Source organism: Streptococcus bouchesdurhonensis, assembly GCF_948472335.1.
Map to the genome: position 1 here is coordinate 54,413 of NZ_CAOKTW010000007.1, position 21,579 is coordinate 75,991.

Annotated in this window: 22 protein-coding genes and 13 pseudogenes; 4 read left to right on the top strand and 31 right to left on the bottom strand. The window is 40.5% G+C overall.

The genetic code is table 11. The annotated features are described in order from the left end of the window. Positions 1–10: 10 nt before the first annotated feature. From QMQ21_RS11935 to QMQ21_RS11950, 4 genes and pseudogenes are all read left to right on the top strand, one after another. Positions 11–271, top strand: a complete 261-nt coding sequence (locus QMQ21_RS11935; RefSeq protein ID WP_261814572.1) for a helix-turn-helix domain-containing protein — start codon at positions 11–13, stop codon at positions 269–271. A 108-nt stretch (positions 272–379) separates the two neighbouring features. Continuing rightward, positions 380–1,423, top strand: a pseudogene (locus QMQ21_RS11940) (ABC transporter substrate-binding protein). 12 nt (positions 1,424–1,435) lie between these two features. Next, a complete protein-coding gene (locus tag QMQ21_RS11945) occupies positions 1,436–2,527 on the top strand; it encodes an ABC transporter ATP-binding protein (protein ID WP_261814517.1) in 1,092 nt (363 codons plus the stop codon). Next, positions 2,517–4,174 (top strand): annotated as a pseudogene (locus QMQ21_RS11950) (ABC transporter permease). The gene QMQ21_RS11945 and the pseudogene QMQ21_RS11950 overlap by 11 nt, the downstream one beginning before the upstream one ends. 102 nt (positions 4,175–4,276) lie before the next feature. On the opposite strand, the pseudogene QMQ21_RS11955 reads toward QMQ21_RS11950, so the two are convergent. From QMQ21_RS11955 to rplC, 31 genes and pseudogenes are all read right to left on the bottom strand, one after another. Continuing rightward, a pseudogene (locus tag QMQ21_RS11955) lies at positions 4,277–4,962 on the bottom strand (histidine phosphatase family protein). 244 nt (positions 4,963–5,206) lie between these two features. Continuing rightward, on the bottom strand, positions 5,207–6,544 hold the full coding sequence (locus QMQ21_RS11960) for a PFL family protein (protein WP_284525357.1): 1,338 nt from the start codon (positions 6,542–6,544) through the stop codon (positions 5,207–5,209). Between the two features lie 9 nt (positions 6,545–6,553). Beyond that, positions 6,554–6,821: pseudogene (locus QMQ21_RS11965) on the bottom strand (ACT domain-containing protein). Between the two features lie 262 nt (positions 6,822–7,083). Then, on the bottom strand, positions 7,084–7,467 hold the full coding sequence (gene rplQ, locus QMQ21_RS11970; RefSeq protein ID WP_261814522.1) for a 50S ribosomal protein L17: 384 nt from the start codon (positions 7,465–7,467) through the stop codon (positions 7,084–7,086). 11 nt (positions 7,468–7,478) lie between these two features. Continuing rightward, on the bottom strand, positions 7,479–8,414 hold the full coding sequence (locus tag QMQ21_RS11975; protein ID WP_000568988.1) for a DNA-directed RNA polymerase subunit alpha: 936 nt from the start codon (positions 8,412–8,414) through the stop codon (positions 7,479–7,481). A gap of 42 nt (positions 8,415–8,456) precedes the next feature. After that, a pseudogene (gene rpsK / locus QMQ21_RS11980) lies at positions 8,457–8,839 on the bottom strand (30S ribosomal protein S11). Positions 8,840–8,856: 17 nt separating this feature from the next. Then, entirely contained in the window at positions 8,857–9,222 is a 366-nt protein-coding gene (gene rpsM, locus QMQ21_RS11985) for a 30S ribosomal protein S13 (RefSeq protein ID WP_000090781.1), read from the bottom strand. Between the two features lie 17 nt (positions 9,223–9,239). Then, positions 9,240–9,356, bottom strand: a complete 117-nt coding sequence (rpmJ, locus tag QMQ21_RS11990; RefSeq protein ID WP_001808836.1) for a 50S ribosomal protein L36 — start codon at positions 9,354–9,356, stop codon at positions 9,240–9,242. A gap of 24 nt (positions 9,357–9,380) precedes the next feature. Further along, complete coding sequence (gene infA / locus QMQ21_RS11995; protein ID WP_001029883.1) at positions 9,381–9,599, bottom strand: translation initiation factor IF-1; 219 nt, start codon at positions 9,597–9,599, stop codon at positions 9,381–9,383. Positions 9,600–9,715: 116 nt separating this feature from the next. Beyond that, positions 9,716–10,352 (bottom strand): annotated as a pseudogene (locus QMQ21_RS12000) (adenylate kinase). A gap of 266 nt (positions 10,353–10,618) precedes the next feature. Beyond that, positions 10,619–11,927, bottom strand: a pseudogene (gene secY, locus QMQ21_RS12005) (preprotein translocase subunit SecY). A 12-nt stretch (positions 11,928–11,939) separates the two neighbouring features. Then, positions 11,940–12,380, bottom strand: a complete 441-nt coding sequence (gene rplO, locus QMQ21_RS12010) for a 50S ribosomal protein L15 (protein ID WP_000766086.1) — start codon at positions 12,378–12,380, stop codon at positions 11,940–11,942. A 144-nt stretch (positions 12,381–12,524) separates the two neighbouring features. After that, positions 12,525–12,707 carry a 50S ribosomal protein L30 gene (rpmD, locus tag QMQ21_RS12015; protein ID WP_000057241.1) on the bottom strand — a complete coding sequence of 61 codons (183 nt, stop codon included), beginning with the start codon at positions 12,705–12,707 and terminating at the stop codon, positions 12,525–12,527. 13 nt (positions 12,708–12,720) lie between these two features. Beyond that, positions 12,721–13,214, bottom strand: a pseudogene (rpsE, locus tag QMQ21_RS12020) (30S ribosomal protein S5). Positions 13,215–13,231: 17 nt separating this feature from the next. Further along, the gene (gene rplR / locus QMQ21_RS12025) at positions 13,232–13,588 is read right to left on the bottom strand and encodes a 50S ribosomal protein L18 (protein WP_000624044.1); all 357 of its coding nucleotides are present in this window, start codon (positions 13,586–13,588) and stop codon (positions 13,232–13,234) included. Positions 13,589–13,671: 83 nt separating this feature from the next. After that, positions 13,672–14,207 (bottom strand): annotated as a pseudogene (gene rplF, locus QMQ21_RS12030) (50S ribosomal protein L6). A 225-nt stretch (positions 14,208–14,432) separates the two neighbouring features. Continuing rightward, positions 14,433–14,831, bottom strand: coding sequence for a 30S ribosomal protein S8 (gene rpsH, locus QMQ21_RS12035; RefSeq protein WP_000245503.1), 399 nt, complete (start codon positions 14,829–14,831; stop codon positions 14,433–14,435). Positions 14,832–15,109: 278 nt separating this feature from the next. Next, on the bottom strand, positions 15,110–15,370 hold the full coding sequence (rpsN, locus tag QMQ21_RS12040; RefSeq protein WP_261814528.1) for a 30S ribosomal protein S14: 261 nt from the start codon (positions 15,368–15,370) through the stop codon (positions 15,110–15,112). 17 nt (positions 15,371–15,387) lie between these two features. Continuing rightward, a complete protein-coding gene (gene rplE / locus QMQ21_RS12045) occupies positions 15,388–15,927 on the bottom strand; it encodes a 50S ribosomal protein L5 (protein ID WP_261814529.1) in 540 nt (179 codons plus the stop codon). A 23-nt stretch (positions 15,928–15,950) separates the two neighbouring features. Then, positions 15,951–16,256: a 50S ribosomal protein L24 gene (rplX, locus tag QMQ21_RS12050; protein WP_000497691.1), complete on the bottom strand. Its 306-nt coding sequence runs from the start codon at positions 16,254–16,256 to the stop codon at positions 15,951–15,953. A 181-nt stretch (positions 16,257–16,437) separates the two neighbouring features. Continuing rightward, positions 16,438–16,804: pseudogene (gene rplN / locus QMQ21_RS12055) on the bottom strand (50S ribosomal protein L14). A gap of 25 nt (positions 16,805–16,829) precedes the next feature. Further along, complete coding sequence (gene rpsQ / locus QMQ21_RS12060) at positions 16,830–17,090, bottom strand: 30S ribosomal protein S17 (protein WP_000440801.1); 261 nt, start codon at positions 17,088–17,090, stop codon at positions 16,830–16,832. A 24-nt stretch (positions 17,091–17,114) separates the two neighbouring features. Then, positions 17,115–17,321 (bottom strand): 50S ribosomal protein L29, encoded by a 207-nt coding sequence (gene rpmC / locus QMQ21_RS12065; protein ID WP_000772918.1) that lies wholly within the window; start codon positions 17,319–17,321, stop codon positions 17,115–17,117. Positions 17,322–17,330: 9 nt separating this feature from the next. Beyond that, positions 17,331–17,744 carry a 50S ribosomal protein L16 gene (gene rplP, locus QMQ21_RS12070; protein WP_000960946.1) on the bottom strand — a complete coding sequence of 138 codons (414 nt, stop codon included), beginning with the start codon at positions 17,742–17,744 and terminating at the stop codon, positions 17,331–17,333. A 3-nt stretch (positions 17,745–17,747) separates the two neighbouring features. After that, positions 17,748–18,401: a 30S ribosomal protein S3 gene (rpsC, locus tag QMQ21_RS12075; RefSeq protein ID WP_000529936.1), complete on the bottom strand. Its 654-nt coding sequence runs from the start codon at positions 18,399–18,401 to the stop codon at positions 17,748–17,750. Between the two features lie 12 nt (positions 18,402–18,413). Next, positions 18,414–18,758, bottom strand: a complete 345-nt coding sequence (gene rplV, locus QMQ21_RS12080) for a 50S ribosomal protein L22 (RefSeq protein ID WP_000818137.1) — start codon at positions 18,756–18,758, stop codon at positions 18,414–18,416. An 11-nt stretch (positions 18,759–18,769) separates the two neighbouring features. Beyond that, positions 18,770–19,051 carry a 30S ribosomal protein S19 gene (gene rpsS, locus QMQ21_RS12085; protein ID WP_000533766.1) on the bottom strand — a complete coding sequence of 94 codons (282 nt, stop codon included), beginning with the start codon at positions 19,049–19,051 and terminating at the stop codon, positions 18,770–18,772. 103 nt (positions 19,052–19,154) lie between these two features. Next, positions 19,155–19,988: a 50S ribosomal protein L2 gene (gene rplB, locus QMQ21_RS12090; RefSeq protein ID WP_000512911.1), complete on the bottom strand. Its 834-nt coding sequence runs from the start codon at positions 19,986–19,988 to the stop codon at positions 19,155–19,157. 17 nt (positions 19,989–20,005) lie between these two features. Then, positions 20,006–20,300 (bottom strand): annotated as a pseudogene (locus tag QMQ21_RS12095) (50S ribosomal protein L23). Further along, positions 20,300–20,924 (bottom strand): annotated as a pseudogene (rplD, locus tag QMQ21_RS12100) (50S ribosomal protein L4). Before rplD ends, QMQ21_RS12095 begins: the two co-directional pseudogenes overlap by 1 nt. A 24-nt stretch (positions 20,925–20,948) precedes the next feature. Beyond that, positions 20,949–21,574, bottom strand: a pseudogene (rplC, locus tag QMQ21_RS12105) (50S ribosomal protein L3). Positions 21,575–21,579 lie beyond the last annotated feature (5 nt).

A 21,579-nucleotide genomic window follows, 5' to 3' on the forward strand; every position in this document is an offset into this window, starting at 1 on the left:
GATTGCGACTATTGCTGAAGCTTTAAACTATAGCGAAAGCTATCTATATAAGGTTATCAAAGAAGACTTCCCCATGACGCTAAATGAATATATCTTACAATATCGTCTGAAACAAGCTATAGATAAGATGGCTGAATCTCCCAACTCCCCTCTAAGCGACATCTCTGACCAAGTTGGATTTTCAGACTATAAATATTTTGCCAAAGTATTTAAAAAGTATCTCCATATTTCCCCAAAGGAATTGAAATCACTCGGAAGAATAGTAAAATAAGCTATTCTTCTTTTTGTAGAGAATTTTACTCTAATAGAATAGAATTGTCGGTTTTAAAAACGCTTACACTGTTTTAAAATAAACTTAAATAACACGGAGGTATCCATCATGAAAAAGAAATGGATGTATTATGCTGCTTGAGGACTAGCTCTTTTTGGTCTTGCTGCTTGTTCTTCTAATGAATCTGCCGATGGCGGTTCATCTGATAAAGGAGACGGCGGTTCGCTAGTCGTTTATTCACCAAACTCAGAGGGCTTAATCGGAGCAACTATTCCTGCCTTTGAAGAAAAATGGTATCAAAGTAGAACTGATTCAAGCTGGTACTGGAGAACTTTTCAAAAAACTAGAGTCAGAAAAAGAAGCTCCTGTAGCTGATGTCATCTTTGGTGGTTCTTATACACAATATGCTACCCACGGAGAACTCTTTGAAAACTATACTTCAAAAGAAAATGATAATGTTATCAAAGAATATCAAAACACAACTGGCTACTCTACACCTTATACACTAGATGGTAGTGTTTTAATCGTCAATCCTGATTTAACGAAAGGCATGAACATCGAAGGATATAGCGACCTTCTCAAACCTGAACTAAAAGGAAAAATTGCAACTGCTGACCCAGCAAACTCTTCTAGCGCCTTTGCTCAATTAACAAATATGCTACAAGCTCAAGGTGGTTACAAAGACGATAAAGCTTGGTCTTATGTAAAAGATCTCTTCACACTTATTGATGGTAAAATCGGTTCAAGCTCATCTGGTGTCTATAAGGCAGTCGCTGACGGAGAAATGGCTGTTGGTCTCTCTTATGAAGATCCAGCAGTTAAACTCTTAAATGACGGAGCTAACATTAAGGTAGTCTATCCAAAAGAAGGAACCGTCTTCCTACCTGCTAGTGCTGCTATCGTTAAAAAAGCCAAAAATATGGAAAATGCCAAGAAATTTATCGATTTTATTATCTCTCAAGAAGTACAAGATACACTTGGTACAACCACTACTAACCGTCCTGTTCGTAAAAATGCTAAAACAAGCGAAAACATGAAACCAATTGACAAAATCAAAACACTCACTGAAGATTATGATTATGTCATCAAGAATAAATCAGATATTGTTAAAAATACAACGAAGTCTTTACAGATATCCAATCTAAACAGTAAAAGAGGTTCACTATGAGTGAGATCAAAATTATTAACGCCAAAAAAATCTACCACGATGTCACTGTTATTGAGAATTTGAACATTACAATTCCAAAAGGAAGTCTCTTTACCCTTCTTGGACCTTCAGGATGTGGGAAAACGACCCTTCTTCGTATGATTGCAGGTTTCAACAGTATCGAAGGTGGAGAATTTTACTTCGATGATACAAAAATCAATAATACGGAACCCAGCAAACGCAATATCGGCATGGTTTTCCAAAACTACGCTATTTTCCCACATTTGACTGTCCGAGATAATGTCGCTTTTGGTCTCAAGCAAAAGAAGGTTCCAAAAGAAGAATTGATCCAACAGACCAACAAGTATCTTGAACTCATGCAAATTGCTCAATATGCGGATCGGAAGCCCGATAAACTCAGTGGTGGACAACAACAACGTGTCGCCTTGGCACGTGCCTTAGCGGTTAATCCAAGTGTTCTCCTCATGGACGAGCCACTTAGTAACCTAGATGCCAAACTTCGCTTGGATATGCGTCAAGCCATTCGAGAAATCCAACACGAAGTAGGAATTACAACCGTTTATGTAACCCACGACCAAGAAGAAGCGATGGCTATTTCAGATCAAATTGCTGTTATGAAAGATGGGGTGATTCAACAAATCGGCCGACCAAAAGAACTCTATCATAAACCAGCTAATGAGTTTGTAGCAACCTTTATCGGACGCACAAATATCATCCCTGCCACTCTTGAAAAACGGAGCGACGGTGCTTATATCGTCTTTTCAGATGGCTATGCTCTTCGAATGCCAGCTCTTGATCAGGCTGAGGAGCAAGCCATTCATGTAAGTATTCGTCCTGAAGAGTTTATCAAAGATGAATCTGGAGATATTGAAGGAACTATTAGCGATAGCGTCTATCTTGGACTGAATACTGAATACTTCATCGAGACAGGCTTTGCCTCAAAAATTCAAGTTAGCGAAGAATCAACTTTTGAAGAAGATCTACAAAAAGGCGATCGTATTCGTCTACGAATCAATACTCAAAAATTAAACGTCTTTTCTGCAGATGGTTCGCAAAACCTGATAAAAGGAGTCAACCATGGAACGTAAAAAACTAAATATTTGGACAGCCTCCTCTTTCTTCATCTTTCTTACCTATCTTGTCTTTCTCGTTTATCCTATCGTTACCGTGCTCAAGCAAGCACTTATACATGAAGGACAATTTTCACTAGCTAATTTTGTCACTTTCTTTAGCAAAGCCTACTACTCTGAGACACTTGTCAACAGTTTCAAGGTTTCCATTACCGCTACTGTCACTTCCTTAGTTGTAGGAACCCTATTAGCTTATCTCTTCTCTATGTATGACTTCAAGGGGAAGAAATTTCTACAAATATTGATTATCATTGCTTCCATGTCAGCTCCTTTCGTGGGAGCCTACTCCTGGATTCTCTTGCTGGGACGAAATGGGGTCATTACTAAATTCCTGACAAATTCTCTTCATCTTCCAGCTATCGATATTTATGGATTCAAAGGAATTGTACTTGTCTTTACACTGCAACTATTCCCACTGGTATTTCTATACGTTGCTGGAACAATGAAAAGCATTGACAATTCCCTACTTGAAGCCGCTGAAAGCATGGGGTCCTTCGGATTTAAGCGTATCGTAACGGTTGTTTTACCTCTCCTTGTTCCAACCTTACTAGCTGCTGCCCTGCTTGTATTTATGAGAGCATTCTCAGACTTTGGAACGCCTATGTTGATTGGTGAAGGATATCGGACTTTCCCTGTCTTGATTTATACCCAATTCATTAGCGAGGTTGGAGGAAATTCTGCTTTTGCATCTGCTTTAGCCATTATGGCGATTATCATTGCCTTGGCGATTTTCCTTATCCAAAAATACATTCAAACCGCTACAGTTTCAGCATGAATTCGCTCCATCCAATTGAGCCTAAAAAAACTACAAAAGGAAAAATGGCTGCCATTTATGCAACAGTCTACGGAATTATCTTTATCTCTGTTTTACCTCAAATCTACTTGATTTATACCTCTTTCCTAAAAACATCAGGTATGGTATTTGTCAAAGGCTATTCTCTAAACAGTTACAAGGTAGCTTTCAATCGTATGGGATCTGCTATTTTCAATACTATTCGTATCCCTTTGATTGCCTTAGTCCTAGTTGTCCTTTTCGCAACATTTATCTCCTACCTAGCTGTTAGAAAACGGAATTTGTTTACAAACTTAATTGACAGCCTCAGTATGGTCCCTTATATTGTACCAGGAACCGTTCTAGGGATTGCCTTCATTTCTTCCTTCAATACTGGCCTATTTGGAAGTGGATTTCTTATGATTACAGGAACTGCTTTCATCTTGATTATGTCCCTATCTGTCAGAAGATTACCTTATACTATTCGCTCATCTGTTGCTAGCTTGCAACAAATAGCCCCAAGTATTGAAGAAGCCGCTGAAAGCTTAGGAAGTAGTCGTCTCAATACCTTTGCTAAGATTACAACTCCAATGATGCTATCTGGTATCATTTCTGGAGCCATCCTATCTTGGGTCACAATGATTTCAGAACTCTCTACTTCTATCCTCCTCTACAATGTCAAAACAAGAACAATGACTGTAGCCATTTATACAGAGGTTCTCAGAGGAAATTACGGTGTAGCCGCAGCCTTGTCAACTATCTTGACTATTCTAACAGTAGCTTCCTTGCTCTTGTTTATGAAAATCTCTAAAAGCAATAGCATTACACTTTAGTTTTCCCCATCAAAAACAGCCGAAAGGATTACCCTCGGCTGTTTTTTCTTGTCTTGATATTCTTATCAAATCCCTAGTTCAGAGCAAGCAAGTCTAGACTGATTAAATAGAGGATTCCTCCATCTTCTCACGTCCTAGTTCTCGGTAACTACGGTCGCCGACAACTTCTACGCTAAACTGGCCGTCCTCATATTCAAGGATCGTTACGCTACCATTATCTAGCCCATGAGGATGCATGCCATTGATCAGATAAACAATGGTTCCAATGGTCATTCCGTGGCTGACAACGAGGGCATTGCCCCCACCTTGTTCTTCCATTTCTTTGGCAATCGCTTCAAAGCCTTCCTTAATTCGGCCACTGAGTTTTTCCCATCCTTCAGCCCAACCAGCTGTGTCAACCTCTACCAAGCCCTCAGCCAGTTCAGCATAAGACAATTGGTGAACATGGTCCACATTAAAGATACGAGGAATAATACCCATAAAAAGATCGCCATCGTAAGCTCCATCAAAACTTCCAAAACACCATTCTCTGATACGCTTGTCCATGCGATAAGGGATTTTCCCCTGCAAGCCAAGTTTTTCAAGAATGATTCCCATTGTCTGAATGGTGCGCCCAGAATCACTGGAATAAGCGCGCTCAAACTGTAGACCAGATTCTCGCAAACCAATCCCTAATTCTTGAATCCCTCGCTCACCTTCAGCCGTTAAGGGAGTATCGCTCCAGCCTTGCGCGCGACCAATCACATGGTCTTGCCATGACGTACCAAATACAATCGTACTTTTACCATTTTTCGTCCTCCGTTTGCTTCTATTATATCATGGATGATAAAACAAAAGCCACCCATACAGGCGACTTTTGCAGGAGATTATTATGAAAAAGTTTAGGAGTTCTATTAAATAAAGATATTAGATGAAAATCAAATTCAAACTAAATCAGTGTTATCTGTTTCAAATAATATTAGGAGGTCTTTATTTAATGATTATAGTATACACAGCTAATCTTAAATAGAACTTAAAATTTCTCCTATTTTCTTAATTTTTAAAACTATGAATTGGTGCTGGGATTTGTCCTCCACGAGAGATGAAATCAACAGACGAAGCTCCATTGACTTTCATAACAGGTGCAGTTCCTAATAGGCCACCAAACTCAATCATATCGCCTTCTTTTCCTTTTGGAATGATACGAACAGCTGTTGTTTTCATGTTAATGACACCAATTGCAGCCTCATCCGCAATCATAGCCGCAATGGTTTCAGCAGGTGTATCTTCTGGAATGGCAATCATATCCAAACCAACAGAACAGATAGCCGTCATGGCTTCTAGTTTTTCCAAATTAAGAGAGCCATTTTGCACTGCCGCAATCATACCCTCATCCTCAGAAACAGGGATAAAGGCACCAGACAAACCACCAACTTGGTTGCAGGCCATCACTCCACCCTTCTTAACTTGGTCATTCAAGAGAGCCAAGGCAGCCGTCGTTCCGTGTGTTCCAACTGTCTCTAGCCCCATTTCCTCAAGGACACGTGCCACAGAGTCTCCAACTGCAGGAGTTGGCGCCAAACTCAAGTCCACAATACCAAATTCCACACCCAGTCTTTCACTAGCCATCTGACCAACTAATTGACCGATACGAGTGATTTTGAAGGCAGTCTTCTTAACTGTTTCGGCTACTACATCAAAGCTCTGTCCACGAACTTTTTCCAAAGCACGTTTCACCACACCAGGACCGGAAACTCCGACATTGATGATAACATCTGCTTCTCCAACACCATGGAAGGCACCCGCCATAAATGGATTGTCCTCAACAGCATTAGCGAATACAACCAACTTAGCTGCCCCCATATCAGATAGAGTTGCCGTTTCCTTGATAACACGTCCCATATCTGCGACAGCCGTCATATTGATACCAGACTTGGTTGAGCCGATATTGACTGACGAGCATACCTTGTCCGTTTCAGCCAAAGCACGAGGAATAGAATTGATGAGAATCTCATCTCCCTTTTGATAACCTTTTTGTACCAAGGCAGAGAAACCACCAATAAAGTCCACTCCAATCTCTTTCGCAGCCTTATCAAGCGCTTTTGCCAGAACCACGTAGTCCGTCGCATCTGTCGCTGCTCCAATCAGAGAAATAGGAGTCACCGATACACGCTTATTAACGATAGGGATTCCCAACTCAGCCGCAATTTCATCACCAACAGCCACTAAATTAGCGGCCTTGCTCGTAATCTTTCGATAAATTTTCTCTGCAGCACGATTGATATCTGGATCGATACAGTCCAGAAGGGAAATCCCCATGGTAATAGTTCTGATATCGAAGTTTTGCTCCTCAATCATAGCAATGGTTTCAGTAACTTGTCTAATATCCATGATAACCTCCTAGATATTATACATAGCTTCGAAAATCGCTGCACTCTGAATATTGATTTTCACATTCAAAGTTTGCCCAAAAGCTTCAAATTCATTACGAAGATAGGTAAAATCTTGCTTTTCATCACTAGAGACGACAGCCATCATCGTAAAATATTCATCCAAAACAGTTTGAGAAGATATCATCAATGTTCAAACCCAATTCTGCAATTTTACTAGAAACACCTGCAACAATTCCAGATTTATCTTTACCAACAACAGTTATAATCGCTTTCATAAGCAAACTCCAATTCTTCTTTTAATAGGAAACCTGAACATTAAACAGGATTCTTTTCAATTAGTATAGCATAATTCTAACGAAAATACTCAAAAACGCCTGCTTACGAAGTTGTTCTTAAAAAAAACAATTTCGTAAACAAGCGTCTACTATCCCAACTTATGATGAGTGTTCCCGCTAGGACCGAAATCCTAGCGGTAGACCAGAGCTAGACTAAGAGCACAAGACTCCATCATCATAACACTCAACAAAATTGATGATTTTATACTAATTCGATGATCGCCATTGGTGCTGCATCACCACGACGTGGTTCAGTTTTAAGGATACGAGTGTATCCACCGTTACGTTCAGCATAACGAGGTGCGATTTCTGAGAACAATTTTTGAAGTGCTGTAGTAGAAGTGTACTTGTCAGTTGCTTCATCATAGTTTTCAGATGCGATTTCATTACGTACGAAAGCAGCTGCTTGACGACGTGCATGCAAATCACCACGTTTACCTAGAGTAATCATTTTTTCAACAGTTTTACGGATTTCTTTAGCACGAGCTTCAGTTGTCACGATTGATTCGTTGATCAAAAGGTCAGTTGTCAAATCGCGAAGCATTGCTTTACGTTGTGAGCTAGTGCGTCGTTTACGGTAAGCCATGTATTCCTCCTTTATTTATCTTTTAATCCAAGACCCAAATCAATGAGTTTGAGTTTCACTTCTTCCAAACTCTTGCGTCCAAGATTTCGTACTTTCATCATCTCTGCTTCAGATTTTTCTGTCAAATCATGCACAGTATTGATACCGGCACGTTTCAAACAGTTGTATGAACGCACAGACAAGTCCAGTTCCTCAATCGTACGATCCAAAATACGGTCGTCAGATTCAGTATCAGCTTCTTTCATCACTTCAGTTGACTTAGCAATCTCAGTAAGATTTGTAAACAAATCAAGATGTTCTGTCAAAATACGTGCTGAAAGCCCTAAAGCATCTTCTGGAATAATTGTTCCATTTGTCAAGATTTCAAGGGTTAATTTGTCAAATCCATCATTGCTACCTACACGAGCAGGTTCCACTTGATAGTTGACTTTTGTAACTGGTGTATAAATAGAATCTACAGCAAGTGTTCCAACTGGTGCATTATCTTTTTTATTTTCATCAGCAGGTACATATCCACGACCACTGTTAACAGTCATAGTCGCTTTTAGGGAAGAACCTTCACCGATTGTAAAGAGATAATGATCTGGATTTACAATTTCAATATCGCTATCTGTCAAAATGTCACCAGCTGTTACTTCAGCAGGACCTTCAACATCCAGTTCGATGATTTTTTCGTCTTCAACGTACGATTTCACTGCAATTCCTTTAATGTTCAGAATGATTTGCATCACGTCTTCACGAACACCTGGAACTGTGTCAAACTCATGTAACACACCATCAATGTTGATAGATGTCACAGCTGCTCCTGGTAGAGAAGCTAGAAGTACACGACGAAGAGAGTTACCAAGAGTTGTACCGTAGCCACGTTCAAGTGGTTCGATTACAAACTTGCCATAATCTTTATTTTCATCAATTTTTGTTATATTTGGTTTTTCAAACTCGATCATTTAGTTACTCCCTCTTAAACGAAAAGCAGTGTAATGCGATGATTATACACGGCGACGTTTTGGAGGACGAGCACCATTGTGTGGCACTGGAGTCACATCACGAATTGCTGTTACTTCAAGACCAGCGGCAGCAAGCGCACGAATAGCTGACTCACGACCAGAACCTGGACCTTTTACAGTAACTTCAACTGATTTAAGACCGTGTTCTTGTGCAGATTTAGCAGCAGCTTCAGAAGCCATTTGAGCAGCGAATGGTGTAGATTTACGAGAACCTTTGAAACCAAGAGCACCAGCTGATGACCAAGCAATTGCATTACCATGCACATCAGTAATCATAACAATAGTGTTATTAAATGTAGCGTGAATATGAGCAATACCAGATTCGATATTTTTTTCACACGACGTTTACGTGTTGGTTTAGCCAAGACTTTTACCTCCTATATTATTTTTTCTTACCAGCAATCGCAACAGCTTTACCTTTACGAGTGCGAGCGTTGTTTTTAGTATTTTGTCCACGGACAGGAAGTCCACGACGGTGACGGATACCACGGTATGAACCGATTTCCATCAAACGTTTGATGTTCAAGTTTACTTCACGACGAAGGTCACCTTCAACTTTGATTGCATCCACTTCACGACGGATAGCATCTTCTTGATCTGATGTAAGATCACGTACACGAACATCTTCTGAGATTCCAGCAGCAGCCAAAATTTTCTTAGATGTTGCAAGTCCGATACCATAAACATAAGTCAATGAGATTACTACACGTTTGTCATTTGGAATGTCAACTCCAGCAATACGAGCCATGTTTTCTCCTTTCTATCTTATCCTTGACGTTGTTTGTGTTTTGGATTTGCTGGGCAAATTACCATAACACGACCATTACGACGAATAACTTTACAGTATTCGCAAATTGGTTTGACCGATGGTCTTACTTTCATTTCTTATCCCTCCAAGTTTTTCGATTATTTAAAGCGGTAAGTGATACGTCCACGTGTCAAGTCATATGGACTCATTTCGACAGTAACACGATCTCCCGCTAAAATACGAATATAGTTTTTACGAATTTTACCAGAAACTGTTGCTAAAATCTGATGTCCATTTTCAAGTTCAACCGTAAACATTGCATTCGGCATTGTATCAACTACTTTGCCTTCAACTTCAATCACATCGTCTTTTGCCACGCAAAAGCACCTCCATAAATTTCGATTCGATGCCTCTAGACACAGAGACAACAATTATAAGTCAGACTATCTCAGTATAACATTTGTAGCGGATTTTTGCAAGTGTGAAAAACGCTTTATTTCAAATTTGTCAATACTTTTTCGATATCTGAGAAGACATCATTGATATCTTGATTACCTTCGATGTCATGAACCAAACCTTTGGCACGGTAGTGAGCAATGATTGGTTCCCCTTGAGCAATATTCACATCCAAACGACGTTTGACTGTCTCAGGCTTATCATCTTCACGTTGGTAGTAATCTTCTTCTTTATAGTCAACTGGTGGGTTAAAGACCTTGTGGAAAGTTTCTCCATACGCGGTGGATGATACGGCCACTCAAACGTTCCAAGAGGCTGTCTGGATTCACTTCGATGTTGATAACACCTTCCAGTTCGATGCCAAGTTCAGCCAATGTTTTGTCCAAGGCATGAGCTTGTTCGATTGTACGTGGGTAACCATCCAATAAGAATCCTGTTTCTTTAATATCATCTTGTGAAAGACGTTCTTTTACGATTCCATTTGTAACTTCATCAGGAACCAATTCACCCTTGTCAATGTATGACTTAGCAAGAACACCCATTTCAGTTTGATTTGCTATTGCAGCGCGGAACATATCACCTGTTGAGATATGTGCAACATGGAATTGTTCTACGATTTTTGCTGCTTGAGTTCCCTTACCTGCACCAGGTAAGCCCATAATCAAAAGATTCATGATCTGATCTCCTTATTTTATTTTTAAATAGAAGCAAAAAGTCTTTTCACCCCTATTTAAAAACAAAATAGAAGAGGGGAGACCAAACTCTCACTAATGTTAGAGTTAAACCTCCAATTCATATCTCAGCATTTACTGCTTCATACTCAATGAAAATCAAAGAGCAAACTAGGAAGCTAGCCGCAGGTTGCTCAAAGCACTGCTTTGAGGTTGCAGATAAAGCTGACGTGGTTTGAAGAGATTTTCGAAGATATCAGTAAATACTTTTATTCTGTTCTATCCATGAAACCAACATACTTACGTTTCAATAGGTAACCTTCCAATTGTTTGATTCCTTCGATACCTGTAGAGATAATGATCAAAAGACTTGTTCCACCAAAAGCAACAACATCAGAAAGACCAAATACATCTTTAGCTGCAATCGGCAAAATGGAAATCACACCAAGGAAGAGAGAACCAACCGTTGCAAGACGACGAAGAAGTTTAGACATATATTCTTCTGTACCTTTACCAGGACGAACTCCATGGATATAGGCACCGCTCTTTTGTAGGTTCTCTGCCGCTTTTTCAGGATTAATCTGTACAAACGTATAGAAGAATGTAAAGAGAATAATCAATAAAGCATACATAGCAATACCAGTTGGAGAAGTGTTGCCAACATCTCTTGTGCTGTTCTTACCCAAGCCCAATCATGACCTGTAGCGCTCAAAAACTGAAGAATAGCCGCAGGCGCTGCAGTAATGGAACTGGCAAAGATAACAGGGATAACTCCAGCAGGGTTTACCTTCAATGGAAGGTAAGAGCTAGATGGAGCACCTTGTGCAACCTTAGTATATTGGATTGGAATTTTGTATTCTGCTTGTTGAACATAAGTTGTAAAATAAATGATCAACAATACAGTAATAATCAAAATGATTACGAAAATGATAGATGAAGTGATACGGCTACTTGGGACGTTCACAAAGTAGTCCACATAGATGCCCTGAATCATCTCTGGAATTGAGGCAACAATCCCGGCAAAGATAATCATAGAAACACCATTTCCGTATCCCTTATCTGTAATTTGCTCTCCCAACCAAGTGACAATCATACTACCAGCTGTTAAGATGATACCAATCGTCAGAAAAACTTGGGAGTTAAGCAGTTTTAATCAATTGAGCTCCAGCCAAGGTATTAAAACCAGCTGTAATCCCGATAGATTGCACAAAGGCTAGACCAAGGGCAATATAACGAGTAGCTTGATTTCAATTTTCTTCGACCTACTTCCCCTTGTTTTCCCCACTCTACAAATTTCGGTAAAATATCCATTTGTAAGAGTTGGACAACGATAGAAGCAGTAATATAGGGACTAACTCCTAGGGCAAAAATCGAAAAGTTTTTTAGGGCATTCCCCGACACCAAGCTCAACATGTTTAAGAAGGATAATCCACTTAAAGCATTCAAGCTATTGGCATTCACACCAGGAACTGTAATGCTAGTTCCGATACGAAAGACCAAAACGATAAAAATTGTAAATAAAATTTTTGATCGAACCTGCTTGACTTTAAGAGCTTCTCTTAATAATTTAAAAAACATAGGTCACCTCTCTTAGATGACTTCTACTGAACCACCTTTAGCAGTGATAGCTTCTTCAGCTGATTTAGAGAATTTAGCTGCTTTCACAGTCAATTTCTTAATCAACTCACCGTTACCAAGAATTTTAATACCTGATTTTTCAGCTTTAACAATTCCTGCTTCGATAAGAACAACTGGAGTTACTTCAGCACCATCTTCAAAGACGTTCAATTGGTCAAGGTTCACAATTGCGTATTCTTTAGCGTTGATGTTAGTGAATCCACGTTTTGGAAGACGACGGAACAATGGAGTTTGTCCACCTTCAAAACCAAGGCGAACTCCGCCACCGCTACGAGCTTTTTGACCTTTTTGACCACGACCAGATGTTTTACCGTTACCTGATGAAGTACCACGACCAACGCGGTTACGTACTTTACGAGAACCTTCTGCAGGTTTCAATTCATGAAGTTTCATTTTTATTTTCTCCTCTTTTGTAAAATGCTAGCGCCGATAAGGGAGAAAAGGTTGTCTCCCCCATCAACTCGCCTATACGACGTCATCATAGATGACTATATCTAGTTTTAGGGGATGGTATAGTGCACATCCCCTAAAAATTCATTAGTTTACTTCTTCAACTGTTACCAAGTGAGATACTGCAGTGATCATACCACGGATAGCAGCGTTATCTTCTTTAATAACAGAGCTGTTCAATTTGCCAAGTCCAAGTGCTACAACAGTTTTACGTTGTGATGGAATGCGTCCGATTGGAGACTTAGTCAAAGTAATTTTAATTTGAGCCATTTTATCCCCTTTCTTATGCCAAATCAGAAACTGAAATACCACGAAGGGCAGCAACTTCTTCAGCGCGTTTCAATTGTTTCAAACCTTCAACAGTTGCACGAACAATGTTGATTGGAGTGTTAGAACCAAGTGATTTAGATGTAATATCTGCCACACCTGCCAATTCCACAACGGCACGAACTGCACCACCAGCGGCAACTCCAGAACCTTCTACAGCAGGTTTCAACAATACTTTAGCTCCACCGAATTCTGAAAGAACTTCGTGTGGGATTGTTGTTCCAACCATAGGAACTTCGATCAGTTTTTCTTAGCATCATCTACTGCTTTACGGATTGCTTCTGGAACTTCTTGAGCTTTACCAGTACCAAATCCTACGCGACCGTTGTGGTCACCAACAACAACAAGAGCTGCGAAACGAAGACGACGTCCACCTTTAACAACTTTTGTAACACGATTGACAGCAACTACGCGTTCTTCTAATTCAACTGCATTGTCTTTAAATGCCATTTTCTAGTGTCCTCCTATTAGAATTTCAATCCGTTTTCACGAGCTGCATCAGCCAAAGCTTTCACACGTCCGTGATATAGATATCCACCGCGGTCGAACACCACTTCTGAAATACCTTTAGCGTTTGCACGTTCTGCAACGAGTTTACCGACAGCAACAGCTTGTTCAGTTTTAGTTCCTTTTGAAACTTCTTTGTCAAGAGTTGAAGCACTTGCGAGCGTTACACCCGCTACGTCATCAATCACTTGAGCGTAGATGCCTGTATTAGAACGGAATACGTTCAAACGTGGGCGATCAGCAGTTCCAGAGAGTTTTCCGCGAACGCGACGGTGGCGTTTTTGGCGGAGTTTGTTTTTATCTGGTTTTGAAATCACAGTTTTCACCTCTTTAGTTTTAAATCGTGTGCTATGCACAAAGTTGGAAAATAGGTTGGTGGTTGAGAATCAACCACTCAACATTATTTACCTGTTTTACCTTCTTTACGGCGAACGAATTCACCAACGTAACGGATACCTTTACCTTTATATGGTTCTGGTGAACGAAGGCTACGTACGTAAGCAGCTGTTTGTCCAACTACTTCTTTTGAAATTCCGCTAACAACGATTGTTGTTGGGTTTGGAAGTTCAAAAGTAATTCCTTCTGGAGCTTCAACTTCGTCTGGATGAGATTTACCAACAGCCAAAACAAGTTTAGATCCTTGAAGTTGTGCACGGTAACCAACCCCGCGCATTTCAAGTTCTTTCTTGAATCCTTCTGATACACCAACAACCATGTTGTTCAAAAGGGCACGAGTAGTTCCGTGGATAGTTTTCATTTCTTTTGAATCGTTTGGACGGTGAAGGTTACTTCAGTACCTTCCACACGGATTTCAATATCTTTTGAGAACTCACGAGTAAGTTCTCCTTTAGGTCCTTTTACAGTTACAACGTTGTCATTGTTAGTGATTTCAACACCAGCAGGCAACACGATAACTTTATTACCAATACGTGACATGTTTATTTTCTCCTGTTAAATTGTCAGGCCAGAACGGCCAGTTTTCACGGGGTTCAGATACTTATTTAGTTCAAGAGCTGAACTGAACACGCTCTAACGAGCTTTGTATCTTGATTTGAGTTAGCTAAGAATTTGGTGAAAAAGATAAGTTTGTCTTGGAGCATCGCTCCTGCTACAAACTTTCTATTTTCACTTTGCATTCTTTTAACGCTCTCACATCATCAATTACCAAACGTAAGCGATAACCTCACCACCAACATTCTTTTGGCGTGCTTCTTTATCAGTAAGCAAACCTTCAGAAGTTGAAAGGATAGCAATTCCAAGTCCGTTAAGAACTTTTGGAAGGTCTTCACGTTTTTTGTAGACACGAAGTCCTGGTTTAGAAATACGTTTCAAGTTAGTGATAACTTTTTCACCGTTTGGTCCGTATTTAAGAAATACACGGATGATGCCTTGTTTGTCATCTTCGATGATTTCAACGTTTTTTACAAAACCTTCGCGTTTAAGGATTTCAGCAATCCCTTTTTTGATGTTTGATGCAGGTACTTCAAGTACTTCGTGTTTAGCTTGGTTAGCGTTACGAATACGAGTTAGGAAGTCTGCGATTGGGTCAGTCATAACCATTTTGTTTTTCTCCTCTTACTAGTAGTTTGCAAGTTGCACTTGCTAGTTAATACATGATACAAAGAGCGTAACAGCAAGAGCAAAAATAGGCAATTTGATGCAGGAGCGATGCTCCAAAGAAAATTGGTCTTTTTTTGCCAAAGCTGTAGCTCGTGTTCAAATTGGCTAGCCCAACTGAATAAACTCTGTGTGAAAAAGATAAACTTTCCTAGAAACCTCAGTTTCTTCGTCAAGTTTCCTATTTTCACTTAGAGTTTTGACGCCCTTGATATCTTAAATTACCAAGATGCTTTTGTTACACCAGGAATTTGACCTTTATGCGCAAGTTCGCGAAAAGCGATACGACTCAGACCAAATTTGCGGTAAACTGAATGTGGGCGCCCCGTAACTCTACAACGATTTTGTAAACGAGTCGGTGAGGCGTTGCGAGGTAATTTAGATAAACCTTCATAGTCCCCTGCTGCCTTTAATGCAGCACGTTTTTTGTCAACAATTTTTTGGCGTTTAGCCTCTCTAGCTACCATTGATTTTTTAGCCATTAGATTTACCTCCTATATTATTTTGCAAAAGGCATTCCAAGGCCTGTAAGCAATGCACGTGACTCTTCGTCAGTGTTAGCAGTTGTTACGATAACAATGTCAAGACCACGAGTTTTGTCAACGTCATCGAAGTTGATTTCTGGGAAAATCAGTTCTTTCACACCAAGTGTATAGTTTCCGCGTCCATCAAATGATTTTGTTGGAACACCGTGGAAGTCACGTACACGTGGAAGTGAAACTGAAACCAATTTATCCAAGAATTCGTACATCCGTTCACCACGAAGGGTAACTTTTGCACCGATCGCAACACCTTCACGAAGACGGAAGCCGGCGATTGATTTTTTAGCTTTAGTGATAAGTGGTTTTTGACCTGAGATAAGTGCCAATTCTTCAGCAGCTTTTTCAAGGCTTTTAGCGTTTGATACAGCTTCACCAACACCCATGTTCAAAACGATCTTATCTACTTTAGGCACAGCCATCACTGATGAGTAGTTGAATTGTTCTGTCAAAGCAGGAACTACTTCATTAAGATATTTTTCTTTTAAACGATTTGCCATTATACTTCTCCTTTCCTTCGTGATTAATCAAGCACTTCGCCTGATTTTTTGTTGTAGCGAACTTTTTTACCGTCTACAAATTTGTAACCAACACGACCAGCTACACCATTTTTGTCCAAAACTTGAACGTTTGATACATGGATAGCTGCTTCTTTCTCGATGATACCACCTTGAGGAAGCTCGTTAGTTGGACGTTGGTGTTTCTTAACGATGTTAACACCTTCAACGATAACTTTGTTTACTTTTGGAAGGGCAGTAAGGACAACAGCTTCTGTTCCCTTATCTTTACCAGCGATTACGCGAACTTTGTCGCCTTTTTTTACAAACATTAGGTTTCTCCTTGATTTTTCTTACGCCCATAAGGGCACCTAGCTTGAAGCTAGGGGACTAGTTTGTTTGTTTTTGCTCTTCGAAAATCAAAGCAATCCTTCGTCAGTTTCAACTCACCTAACTTAAGTTATGCTTTCGTTTTACTTCCTAGACTTGTTTTAATTTTCTTTGAGCAACCAATTAAAGTACTTCTGGAGCAAGTGACACGATCTTCATGAAGCCACCTTCACGCAATTCACGTGCAACTGGGCCAAAGATACGTGTTCCGCGAGGTTTTGTCTTCACGGATGATAACTGCTGCGTTTTCGTCAAATTTGATGTATGAACCATCAGCACGACGAGCACCTGATTTAGTACGAACGATAACTGCTTTAACAACGTCACCTTTTTTAACCGCACCACCAGGAGTAGCTTGTTTTACAGATGCCACGATAACATCACCGATGTTTGCAAATTTACGTCCTGAACCACCAAGAACTTTGATAGTCAAGATTTCGCGAGCACCGCTGTTGTCTGCGACTTTCAAACGAGTTTCTGTTTGAATCATTTCAGTTTTCTCCTTTCAGGTTTGATTAGATGATGACCGCTTCTTCAACAACTTCTACAAGACGGAAACGTTTTGTAGCTGAAAGCGGACGAGTTTCCATGATACGTACGATATCGCCTTCTTTGGCAACATTGTTTTCATCATGAGCTTTGTATTTTTTAGAGTAGTTAATACGTTTACCATAGACTGGGTGGTTACGTTTTGTTTCAACTACAACTGTGATTGTCTTGTCCATTTTGTCAGATACAACACGTCCAACAAGAACTTTACGATTATTGCGTTCCATTGAAATTTCTCCTTCCCTAGTCTATTATTTCGCTTCAGATTGAACTGTTTTGATACGAGCGATTTGTTTTTTAACTTCTTTCAAGCGAGCTGTTTGTTCCAATTGACCAGTAGCAGCTTGGAAACGAAGTTCAAACAATTCTTTTTTCAATTCGTTTTCGCGCTTCGCGAGTTCTTCTTGAGAAAGACCACGAAGTTCTTTAACAAATTCTTTTACTTCATTAAGTTTCATGCCTTCTCCTTATTCTGCTTCACGTTTTACGAATTTACATTTAACTGGCAATTTGTGGCTAGCAAGACGAAGCGCTTCGCGAGCGATCTCTTCAGATACACCAGCGATTTCGAACATCACTTTACCACGTTTAACTGGTGCTACCCAACCTTCAGGTGCCCCTTTACCAGATCCCATACGCACACCGATAGCTTTAGCAGTGTATGATTTGTGTGGGAAGATTTTAATCCAAACTTTACCACCACGTTTCATGTAACGAGTCATGGCGATACGAGCAGCTTCGATTTGGCGGTTAGTGATCCAGTGGCTAGTTGTAGCTTGAAGACCGTATTCACCGAATGCTACTTCTTTTCCACCTTTTGCTTCACCGCGCATTTTTCCACGGAATTCACGACGGTGTTTAACACGTTTAGGTACTAACATTGGTTATTTACCTCCTTTAGTGTTTTTGCGAGCTGGAAGAACTTCACCACGGTAGATCCATACTTTAACACCAAGTTTACCGTATGTAGTATCTGCTTCTTCCCAAGCGTAATCGATATCTGCACGAAGTGTGTGAAGTGGAACAGTTCCTTCAGAGTATCCTTCAGCACGGGCGATATCTGCACCGTTCAAACGACCTGATACTTGAGTTTTGATTCCTTTAGCTCCAGCACGCATTGCACGTTGGATTGCTTGTTTTTGTGCACGACGGAAAGCAACACGTTGCTCCAATTGACGAGCAATTCCTTCACCTACAAGGTGAGCATCCAAATCAGGTTGTTTGATTTCGATGATGTTGATGTGTACTTGTTTTCCAGTCAATTTGTTAAGTTTTGCACGGAGTGCATCAACGTTAGCACCACCTTTACCGATAACCATACCTGGTTTAGCAGTGTGAAGTGAAACGTTAACTTTGTTTACTGCGCGTTCGATTTCGATAGTTGAAACTGCTGCGTCAGCAAGTTCTTTTTGAACGAATTTACGGATTGCAAGATCTTCATGAAGGTAATCCGCGTATTCTTTTTCAGCATACCATTTGGCATCCCAATCACGGATGATGCCGACACGCATACCAATTGGATGTACTTTTTGACCCACGATTTTACCTCCTTATTTTTCTGCAACAGCTACAGTGATGTGAGCTGTACGTTTGTTGATTGGTGAAGCTGAACCTTTCGCACGTGGACGGAAACGTTTCATAGTTGGTCCTTCGTTTGCGAATGCTTCAGATACTACCAAGTTAGCTTTATCCAAACCAAAGTTGTTTTCAGCGTTAGCTACAGCTGAGTTCAAAACTTTCAAGATGATTTCAGCAGCTTTGTTTGGAGTGAATGTCAAGATTGCGATTGCATCGGCTACGCTTTTACCACGGATGTTATCAAGAACAAGACGTGATTTACGAGGTGAAACACGTACTGTACGAGCCATTGCTTTAGCTGAAGTAATTTCTGCCATTTATGTTCTCCTTATTTTCTACGTGTTTTCTTGTCGTCTGCAGCGTGACCTTTGTAAGTACGAGTTGGTGCAAATTCACCAAGTTTGTGACCTACCATGTCTTCTTGGATGTAAACAGGTACGTGTTTACGTCCGTCATAAACCGCAATAGTGTAACCAATGAAACTTGGGAAGATCGTTGAACGACGTGACCAAGTTTTAATAACTTTTTTCTTTTCGTCGTTAGCTTGAGCTTCAACTTTTTTCATCAAATGCTCATCGACGAAAGGTCCTTTTTTAAGACTGCGTCCCATTTTTATATTTTCTCCTTTAAATGTTGTACCACAGCGGCTTGCGCTCACATGGAGCGCTACCGAGCTGGCGGATTTACTAGTTGCTTAGGCGACTAGTTTAATATTATTTCTCGTTGCGACGACGAACGATAAGTTTGTCAGATTTCGCTTTCTTGTTACGAGTTTTAAGACCAAGAGCAGGTTTGCCCCATGGAGTAGATGGTGCTTTACGACCAACTGGTGCTTTACCTTCACCACCACCGTGTGGGTGATCGTTAGGGTTCATTACAGAACCACGAACTGTTGGGCGGATACCTTTCCAACGGCTACGTCCTGCTTTACCAAGGTTTACAAGTCCGTGTTGTTCGTTTCCGACAACACCAACTGTAGCACGGCAAGTTCCAAGAATCATACGAACTTCACCTGATTGAAGACGAACAAGAACGTATTTACCTTCAGAACCCAATACTTGAGCAGATGCACCAGCAGCACGTACCAATTCACCACCACGACCAGGTTTCAACTCGATGTTGTGGATCAAAGTACCAACTGGGATGTTAGCAAGTGGAAGAGCGTTTCCGACTTTGATATCTGCTTCTGGACCTGAAACGATACGTTGACCTACTTCAAGACCTTTTGGAGCGATGATGTATGCTTTCACACCGTCAGTGTAGTGTACAAGAGCGATGTTTGCAGAACGGTTTGGATCGTACTCGATTGTTTTAACAACTGCTTCAACGTTGTCTTTGTTACGTTTGAAGTCAACCAAACGGTAGAAACGTTTGTGTCCACCACCTTGGTGACGAACTGTGATACGACCGTTGTTGTTACGACCAGCCTTGCTCTTCAATGCAACAAGCAATGATTTTTCAGGAGTGCTTGTTGTGATTTCAGCGAAATCCAAAGAAGTCATATTACGGCGACCGTTTGTTGTTGGTTTATAAACACGAATTCCCACGATATTTCCTCCTTAGATTATTCAGCTTCAGCAGCAAACAACTCGATTGCTTTAGAATCAGCTGTAAGTGTGATGATAGCTTTTTAGTTTTGTTAGTAAAACCAGTGTAACGTCCAACACGTTTAGCTTTTGGTTTTACGTTGATTGTGTTAACATTGCAACTTTAACACCTTCGAAAGCAGCTTCAACAGCTTGCTTAATCAAAAGTTTGTGTGCACGAGTGTCAACTTCAAATACATATTTTCCTGCTTCAAGTTGAGCCATTGAGCTTTCAGTGATGACAGGTTTTTTGATAACATCATACAAATTCATTATGCAAGAACCTCCTCGATTTTAGAGATAGCTGCTTGAGTAACAAGAAGTTTGTCACTATTTGCGATGTCAAGAACACTTGCAGTTGTAGCAGTCGCAACTTTCACGTTTGGAAGGTTACGAGCTGAAAGAGCTGCGAATTCGTTTCCTTCTTCAAGAATAACAAGGACTTTAGAATCGATGCTCAAAGCTGCAAGAACTTTTGCAAATTCAGCAGTTTTTGGAGCTGTAAATTCAAGAGAATCAACGGCTACAAATTTATTTTCAGCAACTTTTTTCTGAGTAAACAGATTTAAGCGCAAGGCGACGAACTTTTTGAGGAAGTTTGTACGCATAGCTACGTGGAGTTGGTCCGAAGACGATTCCACCACCACGCCATTGTGGAGAGCGGATAGAACCTTGACGAGCACGTCCAGTTCCTTTTTGACGCCATGGTTTGCGTCCGCCACCTGAAACAGCTGAGCGGTTTTTAACTGCGTGAGTTCCTTGACGAAGGCTTGCGCGTTGGCTGATGATTACATCAAACACAACAGATTGGTTTGGTTCGATACCAAATACTGCATCGTTAAGAACAACTTCGCCCGCTTGTTTACCAGTTTGGTCGAATAATGTTACATTTGCCATTTTGACTGTATTCCCCTTTCCTTATTATTTACCAGCTTTAACTGCTGACTTGATAGTGATAAGAGATTTCTTAGCACCTGGTACGTTACCTTTGATAAGGATAACGTTCTTTTCTGGAACAACTTGTACAACTTCAAGGTTTTGAATGTTACGCGGTCGCCACCCATACGTCCTGCAAGGTTTTTACCTTTAAATACGCGGTTAGGTGCAACAGGTCCCATAGAACCTGGACGACGGTGGTAACGAGAACCGTGAGCCATTGGTCCACGTGATTGTCCGTGGCGTTTGATAACACCTTGGAAACCTTTACCTTTAGAAGTACCAGTTACATCAACAACATCTCCAGCTGCGAATGTTTCAACTGTAATTTCAGCACCAACTTCCAAGCCTTCAACGTTTTTGAATTCACGAATGAAGCGCTTAGGAGCCGTGTTAGCTTTCGCTACATGTCCTTTAGCAGGTTTGTTGCTCAATACTTCGCGTTTGTCATCGAAACCAACTTGGATAGCGTTGTATCCGTCTGTTTCAACAGTTTTAACTTGAAGAACAACGTTTGGAGTTGCTTCAATAACTGTTACAGGGATCAATTCGCCAGCTTCAGTGAAGATTTGAGTCATTCCCACTTTTTTCCCTAAGATTCCTTTTGTCATGAGAA